The organism is Methanomassiliicoccales archaeon LGM-RCC1 (genome assembly GCA_030168575.1).
Lineage (GTDB): Archaea > Thermoplasmatota > Thermoplasmata > Methanomassiliicoccales > Methanomethylophilaceae > Methanoprimaticola.
Map to the genome: position 1 here is coordinate 1,195,759 of CP115555.1, position 17,750 is coordinate 1,213,508.

Consider the following 17,750-nt stretch of genomic DNA (forward strand, 5'->3'; position numbering starts at 1 on the left):
TGAGTGCACGAATAAATCTTGGCGGGAACAACTGATTCCGTGTAGTCGCGTTAAAAATATTATTATATGACCGGAGGTTCGTAGAACCTATGATATTCGACCATATTGCCAATGGCATACAGAGGCATGCCAAGGCGATAATTGTGATTTGGGTACTGATCCTGTGCCTGTCGGGCTTCCTCGCAATCAACGCCAACAGTGTGATGAGCTACGACATGAACGAGATGGCCCCCGAGAACTCAGAGTCCATGATAGGGCTCGAGATCCTGACCGACTACTTCCCCACGTCGGAAGCAGATGAGAACACCATGCCGATTCTCGTCCTCTACTTCGAGAACGCCACGCAACTGGCCAGGGCCCAGACGTTCGTCGAGGACCTGGATTCATACGCATCCGGCTATGAGCATATAACCGGTGCCATTGCCATGGACCCGATGAAAGACGCCTCTGGTAAGGGAATAGTGATGGCATTCATCACTTTGGAGGGGTTGACCCTTACCGAGGTCGCAGCCTTCACGCCCGATGTCCGTGATTTCATCGCCGATGTGATGGAGGCTACCGGATTCAACGGTGCAGAGTACCTCACCGGAACATCAGCGATGACCTACGACATGGAGCACAACGCACTGGAGGACATATCGAAGATCGATCCCTTCACCGTGCTGATGATCCTGATTCTCGTTGGACTGTTCTTCAGGTCCTTCGTGTCGTCTGGAATCCCGCCGATGACCATCGGTGTCGCCTTCGTGGTCGCCATGGCGCTCATCTTTATCCTCGGTCAGTACATGAACATCTTCTACATCACCAACATGATGATCCTTGTGTCCATGATGGGTGCTGGATGTGATTACTGTATCTTCATCATTGCACGTTACAGGGAAGAGCTCCGTGCCGGGCTCTCCCATGATGACGCCCTCCACCAGGCTATCGTCTGGGCAGGGGAGTCGATCACAATCTCCGGAGCATCGGTCATCATCGGTTTCGGAGCTATGTCCGTCTGCAACTACTCCCTCATCTCCACCATGGGAATATGCCTAGCATTGGGTGTCCTGGTCGCGCTGCTTGCCGCTCTGACCCTGATACCATCGATCCTCCACTTCGTGGGGGACAAGGTCTTCTGGCCCTCCACCATGAAAACGTTCAAGGAAGGCGGAAAATCGACAAAGGGCTGGTATGCATGGTGCGCGAAGATCGGCGAGAGGTACTTCGACAGATCCGCCAAGTTCTCTCTGAAGCATGCGAAGGCCATCGTTCTCGCTGCATTGATCGCCACCGCCCCCGCAGCATATCTGGTCATGGAGAACGAGAACTCCTATGATATGATCACCTCCATGCTGAGCGGTGAATCCGGGGACGGAATGGGATACATCGCCGATTACGCAGACCAGGGTATGGTCATGCCCAACTATTCGATCATCGAGTACAAGTCGCCCATAGCGACCATAACCAAGACAGAGGGTCAGCAGATAGGCACACTGTATTGGACCGATAATTGGAACGATCGGGTATCGTCTACCCTGACATCGCTGTATACAGATATGATGAAGGATGATAACGTCGCATACGCCAGCGGACCCTTCGTTTGGGAGGACATGCTGGAAGCGATAGAGGCCGCAGGGATAACCGAGACGGATGAAAAGGTCGCATACATCAAGGCGCATAGCTCGGCCAAGATCGATATGATCTTCAACCAGATGGTCGAGAAAGTGTCAGAGATGGGCATGAGCACAGAGTACTTGTTCAAAGGCCCCGGAGCGCTCATCGACAGCATCATCGAATCCTACAATATCGATTTCGATTGGGACAAGGAGGTAGCAGCGTCAAAGACGGCCGGTCTCACGGATCCCGCAGCCATAGTGGCCGATGTGGAGTCGCGCTTCGCAACGGAGTACCCCTCGATGGCCCAGACGCTCACCGCGATCATAACGCAGATCAAGCAGTCCGGCGTCACAGACGATATGCTGGTGAACGGTGTCGGATCAGTGGTGGATGCCGCATTCGCATCCGCCGGAATCACCATCGATTGGGATGCCGCGGTCGCCACTGCCATATCATACGGTCTCACTGATCCCGATGAGATCGTCGCAGCGATCATCCATTTCATGCCGGAAGCCGCAAGGACCGGAGCCACGCAGATCATCTCGGGTCTCAACAGCAACGGCCTCACCAATGACATCCTCGTCTACGGGTTCGGACCCGTCATAGACAGTGCGTTCGACAGCATGAGGATTGAGTTCGATTGGGATGCCGCGGTCGCAGCCGCAAGGGCCGCCGGAGTCACGGACCCTGATGCCATCGTCGCGGCCATCAAAGACCAGGTAACTGCCGAGAATCCGACGGTGGGACAGATCCTGGCAGCTGCTGTGACTTTCCTCAACGGCTCGGGCATCAGTAACGAGATCCTTGTGTCCGGCACCTTTGCGCCCATTGTGGATTACATCATGAACGTCTCCGCCTCGATCCTCGGGGGGCCTTATGCGAAGACCGGCTCAGGCGATGTCACCTACATCAGCATCATCACCGCCACCAACGCACCGGGTATGTCAACCAGGTCCATGGAGTCCATCTCCGTCATAGCGGCAGCGGTCTCCGACTATGCGACCAAGAACAGCGCCATCGTCAAGGCCCAGTGGAACACCGGAAGCGCCGTCATCATGTATGAAGTGTCCGAAGAGGTCAAGAAGGAGTTCGCCTACATCGAGCTCCTGGTGATCGTTCTGATCCTCATACTCCTGTTCGTGGTGATGAGGTCCTACCTCATCCCGTTCAGGTCGGTGCTGACGATCCTCATGTCCATCGTTTGGACACTGGCAGTCACCCGTCTGGTGTTCGTGGACCTTCTGGGAGGCGACACGCTGTGGATGATCCCGATCATCCTGCTGGTCATATGCCTCGGATTGGGAATGGATTACGATATCCTGCTGACCACCCGTATCAAGGAGAACGTGATGGCGTTGGGAATGTCCAACGACGATGCGATCTACCACGCGGTCACCCACACCGGTTCCGTCATAACCATCTGCGGACTGATCATGGGAGGTGCCTTCGGTACCCTGATGATCTCCGGAATGAACATGATGCAGGAGTTCGGATTCGCACTGTGCTTCGCCATCCTGGTGGATGCGCTGATCGTCCGTACATACATCGTCCCCGCAGTGATGCATCTCCTTGGAGATTGGAACTGGAAGGGACCCGGCGTCAAGTACAAGTCCAAGTCCGATAAGGACGCACCCTCACAGGAAGACCTCGACGAGTATTTCTGACCGTGAAACGGGATCCACACATCCCTTAAACAAACAATTTACAGGGATGGATGGCATCTTTTGCCACCCATTCCTTTTTTATTTGATGACCTAAATGCGCTCGCAGGTGTATTGAATTGGATTTCATGGTACTAATCGCCTTTATCGCCTACTTCGCATTGGTAATCGGTATCGGCTATTACTTCTACAACAAATCCCACAATATGGAGCAGTACTTCCTCGGCGGACGTTCTATGAACCCCTATGTGGCAGCGATGTCCGCCCAGGCATCCGATATGAGCGGATGGCTCCTTATGGGTCTGCCCGGTGCAGTCCTTATGCTCGGTCTGGGCGAGGCCTGGATCGGTATCGGTCTGGCCATCGGATCATATCTCTCCTGGTTGCTCGTTGCAAAGAGGCTCAGAGTCCACTCCGAGGTCTCGGGCAACGCTATAACCATGCCCGAGTTCTTCTCCAACCGTTTCGGAGACAAGAAAGGATACCTCAGGATCATCGCCAGTGTGATCATCCTGTTCTTCTTCGTCATCTACGTCGGATCGGGATTCAAGGCGAGCGGAGGAGTTCTTCAGACAATCTTCCCCGAGATCAGCGTAATGGTCGCAATGATCATCGGAGGAGTCATCATCGTCGCCTACACATTCATGGGCGGTTTCAAAGCGGTCGCTTGGACCGACTTCTTCCAGGCCATCCTGATGGTGATCGCAGTCGTCGTCGTTCCCCTTGCAACCATCGGAAACACGACCGGTGGATGGGAGGCGATCGAGGCTGGTCTCGATGGACTCGGAACCGAGTTCCTCAACATCTTCTACGACGGCGGAAGCCCGCTCGGAATCATAACGATCATATCCCTGATGGCATGGGCGTTCGGATACTTCGGTATGCCCCACATCGCCGTCAGGTACATGTCTGTCAGGGATCCCAAGGAGATTAAGGTCGCAAGGCGCGTATCCCTCATCTGGATCGTCATCGCACTCACATTCGCGATCCTTGTCGGTGTCGTCGGAAGGGGATACCTCATTGTCAACGGCTACGACGTCGGAACCGTTCTGGACGATCCCGAGCACATCTTCATCTTCCTGAGCGGTAGCCTGTTCCCGCCACTTCTGGCTGGAATCATCTACGCAGCACTCATGGCCGCGATCATGTCCACTGCGGACTCGCAGCTCCTGGTCTCCGCATCGTCGATCACCAACGACATCATCAGCAAGACCAAGTGGGCTAGCCAGCAGGAGAACCTCGACCGCAAGCTCATGTGGATCTCCAGGTCGATCGTCATCGCGATCGCCATCCTCGGACTCATTCTGGCCATGTTCGGAGGAGACTCGATCATGGGCCTCGTGTCCTACGCATGGGCTGGATTCGGTGCCGCGTTCGGACCTCTCATGATCCTCTCGCTGTACTGGAAGAGGATGAACATGTATGGTGGAATCGCAGCCATGCTGGTAGGATTCGCCACCATCATCCTGTGGAACACGTTCCTCTCCGGAACCGGCATCTACGAACTGCTCCCAGGATTCATACTCTCGCTCATCGCAGGAGTCATCGTGTCGCTTGTGACCAAGGCTCCCGAGCAAGAGATCCTGGAGGACTTCGACAGAGCCCAGGTCATCGAGAGGGAGTCCCGTTAAACCTTTCAGCCGTCCTTCGGGACGGCATCTTTTTATGAACCGCATCACCGACTACGATACGATTACGGATTCCTACGAGGACGAGATCACTCTGAAAGGATCCCGTTTCATCGGCATCCTGATGCCTTGTGCTACGGAGGAAGATATATCCGTATGTCTCGAGACCGTATCGAAGCGCTATGCGAACGCTACGCATTACTGCTATGCAGCGATCTTCAACGGCTCCGAGAGGAAGGAGAAGTCCAGCGACAACGGCGAGCCCTCAGGGACCGCCGGAAAGCCCATACTGTTCATGCTCAAAGGTTCTGGACTATCAGATGTCATCTGCATCGTCGTGAGGTATTTCGGAGGCACCCTGCTGGGGACGGGCGGACTCGTACATGCCTATACAGAAGGATCAAGGATAGCTCTGGAGAAGGCCGAGAAGCACACCAGGACAGCCTGCGCCGTATACAGGTTCACTCTGGACTACGGGTATTACAGCGTGTTCGAGAGCAAGTGCAGGGACCTTATGGCGAGGAATCCTCAGTGCGATTACTCGGACAAGGTCGACGTCAAGGCTTGGATACGCATCGCGGATGAGGACGAGTTCGTACGCAGGATAACGGATCTGACCGAGAGGCATGTGATGCTCAAGCCTGTCAAGGACGAGTACATCGACGATGCTTTTCCGTTGAAGAAGTGAAGAAAGGACCTGCCCTTCCGGGCAGGTAAGTGTTTTCAGCGGCGGTAGTTGTAGTAGTTATTGTACACTACGGCCGGAGGATAGTATCCCGCCGGCGGCTGGGGAGGCTGCTGTCTCCTGTTGTTGCCGTTAACAGCGAACATTCCCTTGAACCCGTTGGCAGACCTGATGTACAGCGTGATCAGGACGATCAGTACGATGACTATTATCATGAACACGATGAAGACGATGAAGCCATCACCTTCAGGTTTAATGTCATTGTCATGGAAGAGCACCATGAAGGACGAGCAATGGTTGGTCTCGAACACGACGCAATCATATTCCGAATTGTAGTCGAATTCGCTTACAAGCACCGGGGTTCCTTTGTCGGGAACGTACGCGACAGCGAGTTTCTCTTTGCTCTCCCCGTCTTTGAGCGTGTATTTGATGGCGACGGTGACATGATCGCCACCGAAGTTGGTCGGTACCTTGAGTTCCCCAGAGTATATCGAGACGTCGTACGCATAGTATGGCGCGAACTTGGCGTAAGTATCCGCCAGGGTTGTCGTGTTGACCGAGAATCCGATCATGTTTCCTTTGGGCAATTTGCTCATGGCGCCATTGTCTAAGGCCATGCCTCCGAGTTTAAGCTCGATGTGGAGCTCTGCGCCCCTGATGCCCTTGAGTTTTGTGATAACGTCCGAGGTCATGCTGACGTAGTCGGAGTGGGAAGCATCGATATCAACAATAGGGTTCAGACCTTTTGCTTTGGTCGCTTCGATCTTGTTCAGCAGTTCGGTCACATTGCCGACGTTACCTTTTCCTCCGGATTCGGTGACGTCAGCTTCTATGGTGTAGTCCTTGGTGACTGTCACTGTTGTCGTGGCGGTGTGACTGCCTTCCACGGTGGTAACGGTTATGGTGACCGTTCCAGGAGCTTTAGCGGTGATGATGCCGTTTGCGTTGATCTCTACCTTCGTGGAATCGCTGGAGGCCCACGTTACATTCTTGTTGGTAGCATTGGTGGGAGTGAACTTCAGTTTGGCACTCAAGTCCTTGATCTCGTCCACTTCCAATTCATAGGGACCATCCTTGATCTCGACCTTTTGGATGAGAACGGGTTTCACGTTGATCGTACACTGTGCCGTCTTGGAGCCTTCTTTGGTCGTTACTGTGATCGTAACGGTGCCCTCAGCGACCCCTGTGAGCGTTACCTTGGCGGCAGACACCTCTCCGCTGGGGAGGCCGCTGACCTTTCCAGATGCGCTGGCGGTCCAGGTGACCTTATCGTTGGTTGGATAGTGGCTTCCCGTCGTATTATTCAACAGTGGAGTGAGTTCGATAGGATCTCCTACATTTATTTCAGCAGTTGTTTTGTCTAATTCAACTGATGTTAGCGGTACAGTAGAAACAGTGACGGTACATGTTCTCGTCTGGCTTCCAACTTTCAAAGTAATCGTGGCTGTACCGGCTCCAACAGCAGTGACCTTACCATCATTGCTTACGGTAGCTACAGATGTATTGCTACTCGACCAGTCTCTGTAGGTGATATCAGAGGGAGATATGGTCACACCAATTGTCTTGCTGTTCTCTGATTCTTTGCTGTTTTTGTACAAATTCAGAGAGGTATCCGATAAAGTAAGGGATTCGACCTTCTTTATGACATTGATGGTGATTGTGTCGGTCTTTGATTGATTGTCTACGCTTTTAACAGTTATTACTGAAGTACCCACTGCGACCGCAGTGATTGTTCCCGTAGACTGACCAATCGTTGCTACCGATGGGGTCGCGCTGCTCCATTGCAGGGTTTTAACGGATGCATCATCAGGTGTTACATCCGCATGCAACGTGACTTTTGGTGTAACATCCATCTCTACTGCTACTTTAGTCTCTCTAATGTCAACTCCAGTTACAGCTTTTTTGACTACCACTGTGCATGTTGCAGAACCTAAAGAACTTGTATGGTCTTCATTTGCATAGACCGTTGCAGTAATGGTTGCACCAGTTCCTGTTGTTTTTGAAACTCCCGTAACTACGCAGGTGGATGACGCTGTAGTAGAGTAGGACACTGTAGCAGCACTTTGGTCGGAACTCCAAACTACTGTATTTCCTGAAGCAAGACCGTTTACTGATAAACTGACAGTTCCATTGATGTATATTGTGGCTGTTTCTGGTGAAATCGTGTAAGGTCCGTCTGCATCTACCTCTTTAACTACAATAGTGGCTGCAGTAAACGACACGATCAACAGAACAACGACGAGCATCAGAGCCTTAGGCCCTCTCCCTTTCATCGTTGCCTTATCATAATTCATGCAAAGGGTATCCAACAGCCATAATATACATTTTCCCCCTGTTGGCACATAGGTTACGACGCAATCTAACGTTTTAGTATGAGCACCTCTTGTCCTGTCTCATGCTGATTAAAGCCCAGTCGATCACAAAGGCATTCGGACCGCAGAAGGTTCTGAAAGATGTCAGTCTCCAGATCAACAGGGGTGACAGCATAGGCCTAATTGGTGTCAACGGCGCCGGAAAGAGCACCTTTTTGAAGATCATGCTGGGCGAGATGAAGCCGGATACCGGTGAGCTCACCCGCAACACGCAGAGGATAGGATATCTGGAGCAGTTCCCAGAATCCTCTCATGAGTACACTGTCAGGGATGTCCTGGGAAGGCCATATGGGCACATCGAGAATATCAAGCGCCGCCTAAAGGAGATCGAGGACATCATGACGGCAGGCGGGGACATCGACTGGAATGCTCTGGCCGAGGAGAATGCGAACCTCGAATCGCAGCTGTCCAAGTGCGACATGGATGACGAGGACAATCAGAAGAGAGCATTAGAGAAAGTTGGTCTTTCAGATGAGTTCATGGACAGGACTATGGACTCTCTCTCCGGAGGAGAGAGGGCCAAGGTCATGCTCTCTAGGATCGTCGTCCAGGCGGAGGAATGCGACCTCCTTGTCATGGACGAGCCCACATCCCATCTGGACATAGACACGGTCGAATGGCTGGAGGATTACCTTTTAGATTCACACTGCGCGGTTCTGGTCATCAGTCATGACAGGTACTTCCTCGACAAGATCGCAACCAGGATGCTGGAGATCGAGCACGGCAAGTCCCGTGAATACAAGGGCAACTATTCGGACTTCATTATGAAGAAGATGCTGGACCTCGAGAGGATGCGCAAGGAATACCAGCGCTACATGACCGAGAAGAAGCATCAGGAGAGCATCGCCAAACAGATGTACATCGACAATCCCTTCCTGACCGTCCACAAGACCAGGCAGAAGATGATCGACAAGATGGACGAGAAGGAGAAACCCGAGAAGATGGAGGAGATCACCGTCAGGATACAGGCCGCCCATAAGTCTGGTAAGAACGTCCTCATCACCAAGGATCTCTCGGTCGGATACGGAGACAAGACAATCCTGGAGCATGTGGACATCGACATCCAGAAGGGCGATAAGATCGGTATCTTCGGCGCCAACGGTCAGGGCAAGTCCACGTTGATCAAGGCAATCCTGGAGGAGATCCCCTCGATAGGAGAGATGTGGATGGCCCCCGGTGCGAAGATCGGATACTATTCTCAGAATCATGAGGGATTGGACCTCAAGCTCTCGGCTGAGGAGCAGATCCTCACGGTCATCGGAAAGGAGAGAAGGGGCGAGGCCAGGAAGATGCTGGCAAGGTTCCTGCTCTTCGGGGAGGATGTGGAGCGTCCGATGTCGACCCTGTCAGGAGGACAGAGGGCAAGGGTGGCGCTATGCCTGCTGCTCCTGGATGCTACGAATCTTCTGATCCTGGACGAGCCCACTAACTACCTGGACATCCCTGCTAAGCATGCTATCGAGGAAGCTCTGGTGGAATACGACGGAACCGTCATCACGGTCACCCACGACAGGTACTTCCTGGACACCGTCTGCACCAAGATGATGGAGGTAAAGGACCACACCGTCAGATGCTACACCGGAACCTATTCCGAGATGAAGGGCAGGAAGAACACCAAGGAGATCGTGATGGATGCGGATGAGTACCGTGTTCTATCCTCATTCACGAATTGGGTCACAGGCAAGAAGTATGCAAAGGGCGACCGTGTGCTCATAGCTCCTGCGGACCAGAAGAGCTTCCAGTGGGCATTGGACCAGGGTAAGCTGAAGAAGACCGGTGGAAGACAGAGGAAGAAGGTCAATCTGCCTGATCTTCCGAAGCAGAACAATTGAATACTAGTTTTTCAGTTCAATTCTGAAACAGTTGTTATGTGTTCAGATGATACGATATATACATCTATGTATGACGATGTCATACAACAATTATGGTCTATTCGGTCAGATTTAATGAGCAAGAGCAGACTATTGTTGAGCAGTATGCAAAGCTTCACAATATGACAATTTCAGAGCTGTTGAGGAAATCAGTCATGGAGGCTATTGAAGACGAGATAGACATAACCATCTGTCGCAAGGCTCTCCAGGAGTTCAAGAACAATCCAAAGACCTATACTCACGAGGAAATTGGGAAGGAGCTCGGATTTCTTTGAAGTACAGTGTGATATACACAGATAAAGCAAGGAAGAATCTGAGGAAGATGGATCGTTCTTCAGCAGCAATGATCTACTCTTGGATAACAAAGAATCTGGAAGGTTCATCAGACCCTTATAGGATGGGCAAGTCCTTGAAGGGAGATCTGAAAAGAGTTTGGAGATACCGCGTAGGTGATTTTAGAATATTCACGGTCATCGAAGGCGATGTTCTTACAATCTTCTGATAGAGATAAGAAATCGTGAACATGCATACGATGATCCTATCGATTTTGAAGAATATCAGGAAGAGTACCAGAAATTGAAAGAGAGTCCATAATTGGATCGATTCAATCTCTAGGTATTCTTTTGAGTTTGTTTACTCCTCAGCCATCCTTCTCAGGACGTACTGAAGGATTCCGCCGTTGGCGATGTACTCGACCTCTGCCGGGACATCTACCCTGCAGATGGTCTTGAACTCCAGCTTCTTACCGTCCTTGTAGGCAGTGACGTAGATGTCGCCCTTGGGCTCAAGGTCCGAAAGGTCGATGTCGAACGTCTCCGAACCATCGAGGTTCAGCGTCTCGCAGTTCTGTCCGGGGAGGAACTGCAGCGGGACGATCCCCATTCCGACCAAGTTGGACCTGTGGATCCTCTCGAAGGACTCCGCGATCACTGCCCTGATTCCGAGGAGGAACGGCCCCTTGGCCGCCCAATCCCTGGAGCTTCCGGTTCCGTATTCCTTTCCGGCCAGGACGATCAGGGGGGTCATGTCCTCCTCGTACTTCCTGGAGGTCTCGAATATAGTGTCGACGGAGCCATCGGGCATGTATCTGGACTTGCTTCCCTCGCTTCCGGGGACCAGCTGATTCTTCAACCTTATGTTGGCGAAAGTTCCTCTGACCATGACCTCGTGGTTGGCCCTCCTCGATCCGTAGGAGTTGAAATCCTCCTTCTTGACTCCCTTGGCGAGCAGGTACCTTCCAGCATCGGAATCGGCGGAGAAGGCTCCTGCCGGTGAGATGTGGTCGGTGGTGATGGAATCGCCGAGCTTGGCGAGGACCCTCGCTCTCTTGATGTCCTTGATCTCCGGCTCCTCGAATATGTCGTCGAAGAAAGGCGGGTTCCTGATGTAGGTGGAAGCCTCATCCCAGTTGAACAGGGGTGAATCCGAGCATTCCACGGCATCCCATCTGGCGGAGCCCTTGAAGATGTCCTTGTACTTCGCGACGAAGGTCTCCCTGGTCACGTACTTGTCGGTAATCTCCTGGATCTCGGCATCGGTGGGCCAGACGTCCTTCAGGAACACCTCCTTGCCATTCACCGTTGCGAGGGGTTCCTTATCCATGTCGATGTCGACCCTTCCTGCGATGGCGAACGCCACGACCAGCGGGGGCGACGCAAGGTAGTTGGCCTTGACCAGGGGATGGATCCTTCCCTCGAAGTTCCTGTTGCTCGATGCGATCGCAGCAACAGCGAGGTCGTTGGCGATGATGGTGTTGCTGACCTTCTCCGAGAGAGGTCCGCTGTTACCGATGCATGTCATGCATCCGTATCCGCAAACCTGGAAGCCCAGTTGCTCCATGTAGGGCAGCAGCCCGGAGTTCTTCAGGTACTCGGTGACGACCCTAGATCCGGGTGCTAGCGAGGTCTTGACGTAGTCCTTTGGTTTCAGACCGAGCTCTGCGGCCTTCTTGGCCACCAGTCCGGCCGCGATCATCACGGAGGGATTGGCGGTGTTTGTACAGGATGTGATCGAAGCGATGACCAACGAGCCGTCTCCGAGCTGGTCGGAGAAGGGCTTCTTCTGTTCCTCGACTCCCAGAGCCTTCAGCGATTCTGTGAACTTCTCCTTCATCTCTGACAGGAGGATCCTGTCTTGTGGCCTCTTGTGTCCTGCGAGACAGGGCTGCACTGTTGAAAGGTCCAGCTCCAGCGTGTCGGTGTACTCCGGCTCGCCGTCGTACCACATCGTCTGTTCCTTCATGTACTTCTCGATGGTGTCGATATGGGCTTCGTCCCTGCCTGTGAGTTTGAGGTATTCGATGGTCTTCTCGTCCACGGGGCAGAATCCCATGGTGGCTCCGTACTCCGGACCCATGTTGGCGATGGTCGCCCTGTCCGCGAGGCAGAGGTTCTTGTATCCTGGTCCGTAGAACTCCACGAACTTGCCCACGACACCCTTCTTCCTGAGCATCTGGACGACTGTGAGGACAAGGTCGGTGGCGGTGATGCCGGGTCCGAGCTTGTTGGTGAGTTTGAATCCGATGACATCGGGGAGCTTCATGTAGCTGGGCTGGCCGACCATGACAGCTTCTGCCTCGATTCCTCCGACACCCCATCCGACGACTCCGAGTCCGTCGATCTGCGTGGTGTGGGAGTCTGTTCCGAAGCAGGAATCAGGGTATGCTATGGTCTTTCCGTCCTTCTCCTTGACGTGCACCAGAGGCGAGAGGTACTCGAGGTTGACCTGGTGGCAGATTCCGTTCCCCGGGGGCACGGCGCGGAAGTTCTTCAGCGACCTCTGGGCCCATTTGAAGAGCGCGTACCTCTCCTTGTTCCTCTGGAAGTCCAGCTGCTCGTTCAGCTCCTGCGCGTCGTCCCTTCCGGCGTAATCTGTGTTGACCGAGTGGTCTATGACGAGGTCCACAGGGATCATGGGGTTGATGAGCTCAGGGTCCTAGCCCATGGCCTCAACTGCATTCCTCATGCTGGCCAGATCTGTGATGGCTGCTCCTCCGGTGAGGTCCTGCAGGAGCACCCTTGCGGGGATCCATGGGATGTCCCTATCGGTGTTCTCCTTGGGGTTCCATGAAGCTGCTGTGATGACATCCTCATCCGTGATGACGTCCCCGTCCCTCTGCCTGAGCATCGATTCCACGATGACCTTGATGGAATAGGGCATCTTGGAGAGGTCCTTGATCACACCCTTGGACTCCAGCTCCCTGAGGCTGTATATGTCCAACTTGCCCTCTTTGGTCTCAATCGTCTTTACGCACTTTCCGATCTCGGTCATGCCTCTTCCTCTGTCCATGTTTATCCCTATCCTGTAAAAAAAGATAAGGGGTGCAATAAATCGTCGATTGACGAATTGACGATACGTCAATATTAAATATGGACCCTGGCTACACCGAATCATGGTAGAGGAATTCAAACAGAAGATAGCGGGAGAGATCACGCTGTCGCCTGATCCGGGAAAGACCATAAGGAAATGGAGAGAGGAGTTTGGGCTGTCGCAGCATCAGCTGGCCGACAGCATGGGCATCTCGCACTCCGTCGTCAGCGACTACGAGTCCGGGAGGAGGAAGTCCCCCGGTGTAGCGGTCATCAAGAAGATGGTGGAGTCCTTCATCAAGCTGGACGAGGAGAGGGGCTCACCCATAATCTCCAAGTACATCCCGGACTACAAGCTGGATTGCATACTTGCAACGGACGAGTTCCCTGTCGGGGTCGATATGAAGACATTCATAGCGGCCATCGGCGGAAGGGACCTCAACACCGAGCAGGTGCCCTCCAAGGTGGTGTACGGATACACCATCGTGGACTCGGTAAAGGCGATCCTCAGTCTGGGTTCCGAGGATTACATGAAGATGTACGGATGGAACATCGAGAGGGCATTGATCTTCACGAACGTCCACTACGGCCGTTCCCCGATGATCGCCATCCGCGCCCACCCCCTTACGCCGGCGGTGGTCGTTTATCAGAAACCTGATGCCGTTGACCCCCTAGCGGTCAAACTGGCGCGTTTGGAGCGCATCCCCCTGGTCACCACGGAGTACGAGGTGGATGCGTTAGTAGAGAAGTTGACAGCACTGAAAGAGGTTGAGAACTGATGGATGTAGGAATCGTGAGTTACGGGGCATATGTCCCGAGGTACAGGATCAAGCCCGAGGAGATCGGCAGGATCTGGGGAGTAGACGGAAAGGGAATGGGAAAGGGTCTGATGATCAATCAGAAGTCTGTACCTTCACCTGACGAGGATGTCGTCACAATAGCGACGGAGGCCGCAAGGAGCATGATGGCCAGGGTCCCTGAGGTGGATCCCAAGGACATCGGAGCGATCTATGTCGGATCGGAGTCCCACCCCTATGCGGTCAAGCCCACATCGACCATCGTAGCAGAGGCCATCGAGGCCACGCCTAACATGACAGCGGCGGACATGGAGTTCGCATGCAAGGCGGGAACCGCCGGAATCCAGGTCTGCATGGGACTGGTCGGATCCGGAATGGTGAAGTACGGAGTGGCCATTGGAGCGGACACCTCCCAGGGAGCGCCCGGGGATGCATTGGAATACTCCGCATCGGCAGGAGGAGCAGCCTTCCTGATCGGATCCGAGAAGATCATCGCCAAGATCAACAAGACACTGAGCTTCACAACCGACACACCCGACTTCTGGAGGAGAGAGGGACAGCCCTATCCTAAGCACGGTGGAAGGTTCACCGGTGAGCCCGCATACTTCAGGCACATCACATCAGCCGCGAAGATGATGCTGGAGGCCATGGGAACGAAGCCCGAGGACTACAACTACGCGGTCTTCCACCAGCCCAACGGAAAGTTCCCCACAAGGGTCGCCGCACAGCTGGGATTCGCCCCTGAGCAGATACAGTACGGACTGCTCACACCCGACATCGGTAACACCTACAGCGGTGCCGTACCCCTCGGACTGTCCAACGTCCTGGACCACGCCAAGCCCGGCGACAGGATTTTCGTCACATCGTACGGATCCGGAGCGGGAAGCGATGCATTCGACATCACCGTTACCGATGAGATTAAGAATTACAAGAGGGACAACGCACCTCTTCTGGAGAAGATATTGGCAGACCCGATCTACCTGGACTACGGCTCCTATGCCAAGTTCAAGGGCAAGATCATCATGCCGGAGTGATAACATGAGGGAAGTAGCAATCATTGGAGTAGGAGTCACCAAGTTCGGTGAGCTTTGGAACAAATCTTTCAGGTCCCTCGGTATCGAGGCCGGTATCAAGGCCATCGAGGACGCAGGACTGTCGGGAAGCGAGATCGACGGACTGTTCATCGGAAACATGTCCGCAGGACGCTTCATCAACCAGCAGCACATCGATGCCATGGTCGCGGATTACACCGGAATGGCCACCAACCACGTCCCTGCGACGAGGGTGGAGGCCGGAGGAGCATCCGGAGGAGTGGCATTCAGGGAGGCCGTCATGGCAGTCGCATCAGGAATGCACGACATCGTCATGGTCGGCGGAGCCGAGAAGATGACCGATCTGGACGATGCATCGATCAACTCCGTCATGGACGCCACCGCAGATTCGGAGTGGGAGGCGGAGATGGGAGCGACATTCGCTTCATTGCATGCCATGATCGCACAGAGGATGATCTTCGAGGGCACAGCGACACGCGAGGAGATCGCATCTGTCGCAGTCAACAGCCACTACCACGGAGCGTTCAACCCCAACGCGCAGTTCAGGAAGGCAGTCCCCATCGAGACCGTTCTCAAGTCCGGTCCCGTTGCGACGCCTCTCGGCATGTTCGACACCGCACCCATATCCGACGGAGCGGCATCTGTCGTCCTCTGTCCTCTCGAGGATGCGAAGAAGTACACCGACAACTACGTCAAGGTCGGAGCGGTCACACAGGCCAGCGACACTCTCGCTCTCTTCCAGAGGCCCGACATCACATCATACGGCGCTACCGTGGCAGCCGCCAACAAGGCATACGAGACCCTCGGAATCACCGCAAAGGACATCAGCGTCGCTGAGGTCCATGACGTGTACTCCGTCGGAGGAATCATGGCCCTGCAGGACCTCGGATTCTACGAGAAGGGAAAGGCCGGAGCGGCAATGCTCGAAGGCCAGTGTCACTTCGATTCTGGAAAGGTAGCGATCAACACCTCCGGAGGACTGAAGGCCCGCGGACATCCCATCGGAGCGACCGGTGTGGCGCAGATCGTCGAGATCGCCCACCAGCTCAGGGGAACCGCCGAGGGAAGACAGGTCAAGGACGCGAAGTACGGATTAGCACAGAACGTGGGCGGAATGGGTTCCGCTGTCACCGTGAGCATACTGGAGGCGATCTGATGGCCGGAGTAGCAAGAGAGTGGAGGGAGATCCCCGGAAGGTACAACCTGAAGGGAACCAAGTGCGGAAACTGCGGAAAGATCTTCTTCCCCGCACGCAGCTTCTGTCCCGTCTGCCGCAGGGCCAGCATGGGAAAGATGGAGGACTACGATATCTGCAGGACCGGAAAGGTGTTCACCTATTCCATCGTCCACGAGGCACCGGAGTCCAACAACCTCCAGAAGCCTTACGCCGTAGCCATGGTGCAGACCGACGACGGCGTGATGATCACCGCTCAGCTGGTGGATGTGGAGTTCGACAAGATCTCCATCGGAATGCCTGTACGTGCAGTCCTGAGGAAGCTCAGCACAGACGGCGAGTCCGGAGTCATCCGCTACGGATACAAGTTCGTACCGAAAGAGTGAAACTTTTCAGGAGGGGCAACCCTCCTTTTCTTCTGAAAATCAGGCTTTGAGAAGCTCGACCATGGCAACATTCTCGACGGCCTGGTCCTCGTAAGGCACCGGCCCATCGGTCAGTCCGAGCTTATGTGCCTTATCCTTGGTGGGTTCCATCAGAGAATCATCCCTAATCATGCCGATGGCATCCAGTTTGGGGTCCTCGATGTCGATGAGCAGGGCGACGTATTCGTTCCTGCCATCCTTGGGCTTCATCTTGGATAATGCCTTGGAGATCTGCCTCTCCCAAGCGGAATACAGGATGATCTCGGTGAGGATGGTCTTGGAACGGTTCGTTCCTTCTGAGAACGATCTCTCCGCATGCATCGCAGCGGAGATGATGTGGTCCTTTCCAACCACCATGTCCGGATCCATCAGCACGACATCGCCACCCATGGAAGTGAAATGGGATACGATGGAATCGAATGGGGCATCCCCGCGCATGCCGATGACCTAGAAGTCCATGGTCCGTCTAATGCGGATTGTGGTAATTAATGGTTGAGAAAAAGTTGAATCGATGTTGAAAGAAGGTGGGTTGAGCGGATTCCTCCGCCGATGTCTTCCTGGTTTGGTTCACTTCATGTCCTTGTCGATGAAATCGATCATTTCCTGGAGCATGTTCGCGACTTCACGGCCCTTGTCGGTTATCACGACGACGTTGGTGTTTGTGTGGGCGGTTTGGTAGACCTTGATCAGCCCCATTCCGATCAGGTCGTCCAGCTTGTCGTTCATCCCCGCGCATCTCGAGATGTGGGTGTGGATGTCCGTCTTGATGACGGGTGACATGCTGTTGATGAAGACGATCAGGCTGAGCACGTGCATGCCCTCCAGCATCTCGATCGTCTTGCGGTTCTGCTTGTCCTTGGCCTTCTTGTTGTTCAGGAATTTCTGGATCTCCGGCGGGAGGTCCTCCAAGGGTATAGGGTTTTTGAGTGCGTTCCCTCTGTCATGCACGGTACCGTTGAGCGGTATGCTGATGTGTATATCCGAGCTGTCACTCATGCTTCGTAATACACAATCTGCATTTAATAAACATGTCTCGTACACCAATTACGTTAAACACATTTTGTGTAACGGATTGATGGTCGGCTGTGGCCGAAAATTGGAAGTCAAGAAGGATAAGGGAGGATTCCCCGGAGGGAATCCTGTTTGGTTTGTGGTTTTTGGTGTAGTTCATCCTTCGA

The 17,750-nt window shown here is 53.9% G+C and carries 15 protein-coding genes; 10 read left to right on the forward strand and 5 right to left on the reverse strand.

Translation table 11 applies throughout. From position 1 onward, the window contains the following. Nucleotides 1-89 precede the first annotated feature (89 nt). The 3 genes from PED39_06115 to PED39_06125 all read left to right on the forward strand — a co-directional run bounded on the left by PED39_06115 (nucleotide 90) and on the right by PED39_06125 (nucleotide 5,576). On the forward strand, nucleotides 90-3,263 hold the full coding sequence (locus PED39_06115; protein ID WII07163.1) for an MMPL family transporter: 3,174 nt from the start codon (nucleotides 90-92) through the stop codon (nucleotides 3,261-3,263). Between the two features lie 125 nt (nucleotides 3,264-3,388). Beyond that, on the forward strand, nucleotides 3,389-4,891 hold the full coding sequence (gene putP, locus PED39_06120; protein ID WII07164.1) for a sodium/proline symporter PutP: 1,503 nt from the start codon (nucleotides 3,389-3,391) through the stop codon (nucleotides 4,889-4,891). A gap of 34 nt (nucleotides 4,892-4,925) precedes the next feature. Beyond that, nucleotides 4,926-5,576, forward strand: a complete 651-nt coding sequence (locus PED39_06125; GenBank protein WII07165.1) for a YigZ family protein — start codon at nucleotides 4,926-4,928, stop codon at nucleotides 5,574-5,576. 35 nt (nucleotides 5,577-5,611) lie between these two features. Here PED39_06125 and PED39_06130 read toward each other — a convergent pair whose 3' ends face one another. Next, nucleotides 5,612-6,880 carry an Ig-like domain-containing protein gene (locus tag PED39_06130; protein ID WII07166.1) on the reverse strand — a complete coding sequence of 423 codons (1,269 nt, stop codon included), beginning with the start codon at nucleotides 6,878-6,880 and terminating at the stop codon, nucleotides 5,612-5,614. A 1,088-nt stretch (nucleotides 6,881-7,968) separates the two neighbouring features. Here PED39_06130 and PED39_06135 point away from each other — a divergent pair. The 3 genes from PED39_06135 to PED39_06145 all read left to right on the forward strand — a co-directional run bounded on the left by PED39_06135 (nucleotide 7,969) and on the right by PED39_06145 (nucleotide 10,318). Further along, nucleotides 7,969-9,777, forward strand: coding sequence for an ABC-F family ATP-binding cassette domain-containing protein (locus PED39_06135; protein ID WII07167.1), 1,809 nt, complete (start codon nucleotides 7,969-7,971; stop codon nucleotides 9,775-9,777). Nucleotides 9,778-9,869: 92 nt separating this feature from the next. Next, nucleotides 9,870-10,091, forward strand: coding sequence for a DUF6290 family protein (locus tag PED39_06140; protein WII07168.1), 222 nt, complete (start codon nucleotides 9,870-9,872; stop codon nucleotides 10,089-10,091). Next, on the forward strand, nucleotides 10,088-10,318 hold the full coding sequence (locus PED39_06145; protein ID WII07169.1) for a type II toxin-antitoxin system RelE/ParE family toxin: 231 nt from the start codon (nucleotides 10,088-10,090) through the stop codon (nucleotides 10,316-10,318). The genes PED39_06140 and PED39_06145 overlap by 4 nt, the downstream gene beginning before the upstream one ends. Before the next feature lie 131 nt (nucleotides 10,319-10,449). On the opposite strand, the gene acnA is transcribed toward PED39_06145, so the two are convergent. Both acnA and PED39_06155 read right to left on the reverse strand, forming a co-directional pair. Beyond that, nucleotides 10,450-12,738: an aconitate hydratase AcnA gene (acnA, locus tag PED39_06150; GenBank protein WII08387.1), complete on the reverse strand. Its 2,289-nt coding sequence runs from the start codon at nucleotides 12,736-12,738 to the stop codon at nucleotides 10,450-10,452. A gap of 12 nt (nucleotides 12,739-12,750) precedes the next feature. Continuing rightward, nucleotides 12,751-13,104 (reverse strand): hypothetical protein, encoded by a 354-nt coding sequence (locus PED39_06155; protein WII07170.1) that lies wholly within the window; start codon nucleotides 13,102-13,104, stop codon nucleotides 12,751-12,753. Between the two features lie 103 nt (nucleotides 13,105-13,207). On the opposite strand from PED39_06155, the gene PED39_06160 reads away from it, so the two are divergent. Genes PED39_06160 through PED39_06175 form a run of 4 tightly spaced genes read left to right on the forward strand, consistent with a single transcriptional unit; the run spans nucleotide 13,208 to nucleotide 16,533 of the window. Further along, nucleotides 13,208-13,903 (forward strand): helix-turn-helix domain-containing protein, encoded by a 696-nt coding sequence (locus PED39_06160; GenBank protein ID WII07171.1) that lies wholly within the window; start codon nucleotides 13,208-13,210, stop codon nucleotides 13,901-13,903. Beyond that, on the forward strand, nucleotides 13,903-14,955 hold the full coding sequence (locus PED39_06165) for a hydroxymethylglutaryl-CoA synthase (GenBank protein ID WII07172.1): 1,053 nt from the start codon (nucleotides 13,903-13,905) through the stop codon (nucleotides 14,953-14,955). Before PED39_06160 ends, PED39_06165 begins: the two co-directional genes overlap by 1 nt. 4 nt (nucleotides 14,956-14,959) lie before the next feature. Then, nucleotides 14,960-16,129 (forward strand): thiolase domain-containing protein, encoded by a 1,170-nt coding sequence (locus PED39_06170; GenBank protein ID WII07173.1) that lies wholly within the window; start codon nucleotides 14,960-14,962, stop codon nucleotides 16,127-16,129. Next, nucleotides 16,129-16,533 (forward strand): Zn-ribbon domain-containing OB-fold protein, encoded by a 405-nt coding sequence (locus PED39_06175; GenBank protein ID WII07174.1) that lies wholly within the window; start codon nucleotides 16,129-16,131, stop codon nucleotides 16,531-16,533. The genes PED39_06170 and PED39_06175 overlap by 1 nt, the downstream gene beginning before the upstream one ends. A gap of 39 nt (nucleotides 16,534-16,572) precedes the next feature. On the opposite strand, the gene cgi121 is transcribed toward PED39_06175, so the two are convergent. Both cgi121 and PED39_06185 read right to left on the reverse strand, forming a co-directional pair. Continuing rightward, nucleotides 16,573-17,010 (reverse strand): KEOPS complex subunit Cgi121, encoded by a 438-nt coding sequence (gene cgi121, locus PED39_06180; protein WII07175.1) that lies wholly within the window; start codon nucleotides 17,008-17,010, stop codon nucleotides 16,573-16,575. Nucleotides 17,011-17,139: 129 nt separating this feature from the next. After that, nucleotides 17,140-17,568, reverse strand: a complete 429-nt coding sequence (locus PED39_06185; GenBank protein ID WII07176.1) for a hypothetical protein — start codon at nucleotides 17,566-17,568, stop codon at nucleotides 17,140-17,142. Nucleotides 17,569-17,750 lie beyond the last annotated feature (182 nt).

What these genes read in the sequence shown, in the direction of transcription:
- PED39_06185 (WII07176.1), bottom strand. Translation starts at nt 17,568, where the DNA reads ATGAGTGACAGCTCGGATATACACATCAGCATACCGCTCAACGGTACC.
- cgi121 (WII07175.1), bottom strand. Translation starts at nt 17,010, where the DNA reads ATGCGCGGGGATGCCCCATTCGATTCCATCGTATCCCATTTCACTTCC.
- putP (WII07164.1), top strand. Translation starts at nt 3,389, where the DNA reads ATGGTACTAATCGCCTTTATCGCCTACTTCGCATTGGTAATCGGTATC.
- PED39_06140 (WII07168.1), top strand. Translation starts at nt 9,870, where the DNA reads ATGGTCTATTCGGTCAGATTTAATGAGCAAGAGCAGACTATTGTTGAG.
- PED39_06125 (WII07165.1), top strand. Translation starts at nt 4,926, where the DNA reads ATGAACCGCATCACCGACTACGATACGATTACGGATTCCTACGAGGAC.
- PED39_06135 (WII07167.1), top strand. Translation starts at nt 7,969, where the DNA reads ATGCTGATTAAAGCCCAGTCGATCACAAAGGCATTCGGACCGCAGAAG.
- PED39_06165 (WII07172.1), top strand. Translation starts at nt 13,903, where the DNA reads ATGGATGTAGGAATCGTGAGTTACGGGGCATATGTCCCGAGGTACAGG.
- PED39_06170 (WII07173.1), top strand. Translation starts at nt 14,960, where the DNA reads ATGAGGGAAGTAGCAATCATTGGAGTAGGAGTCACCAAGTTCGGTGAG.
- PED39_06155 (WII07170.1), bottom strand. Translation starts at nt 13,104, where the DNA reads ATGGACAGAGGAAGAGGCATGACCGAGATCGGAAAGTGCGTAAAGACG.
- PED39_06115 (WII07163.1), top strand. Translation starts at nt 90, where the DNA reads ATGATATTCGACCATATTGCCAATGGCATACAGAGGCATGCCAAGGCG.
- PED39_06160 (WII07171.1), top strand. Translation starts at nt 13,208, where the DNA reads ATGGTAGAGGAATTCAAACAGAAGATAGCGGGAGAGATCACGCTGTCG.
- PED39_06175 (WII07174.1), top strand. Translation starts at nt 16,129, where the DNA reads ATGGCCGGAGTAGCAAGAGAGTGGAGGGAGATCCCCGGAAGGTACAAC.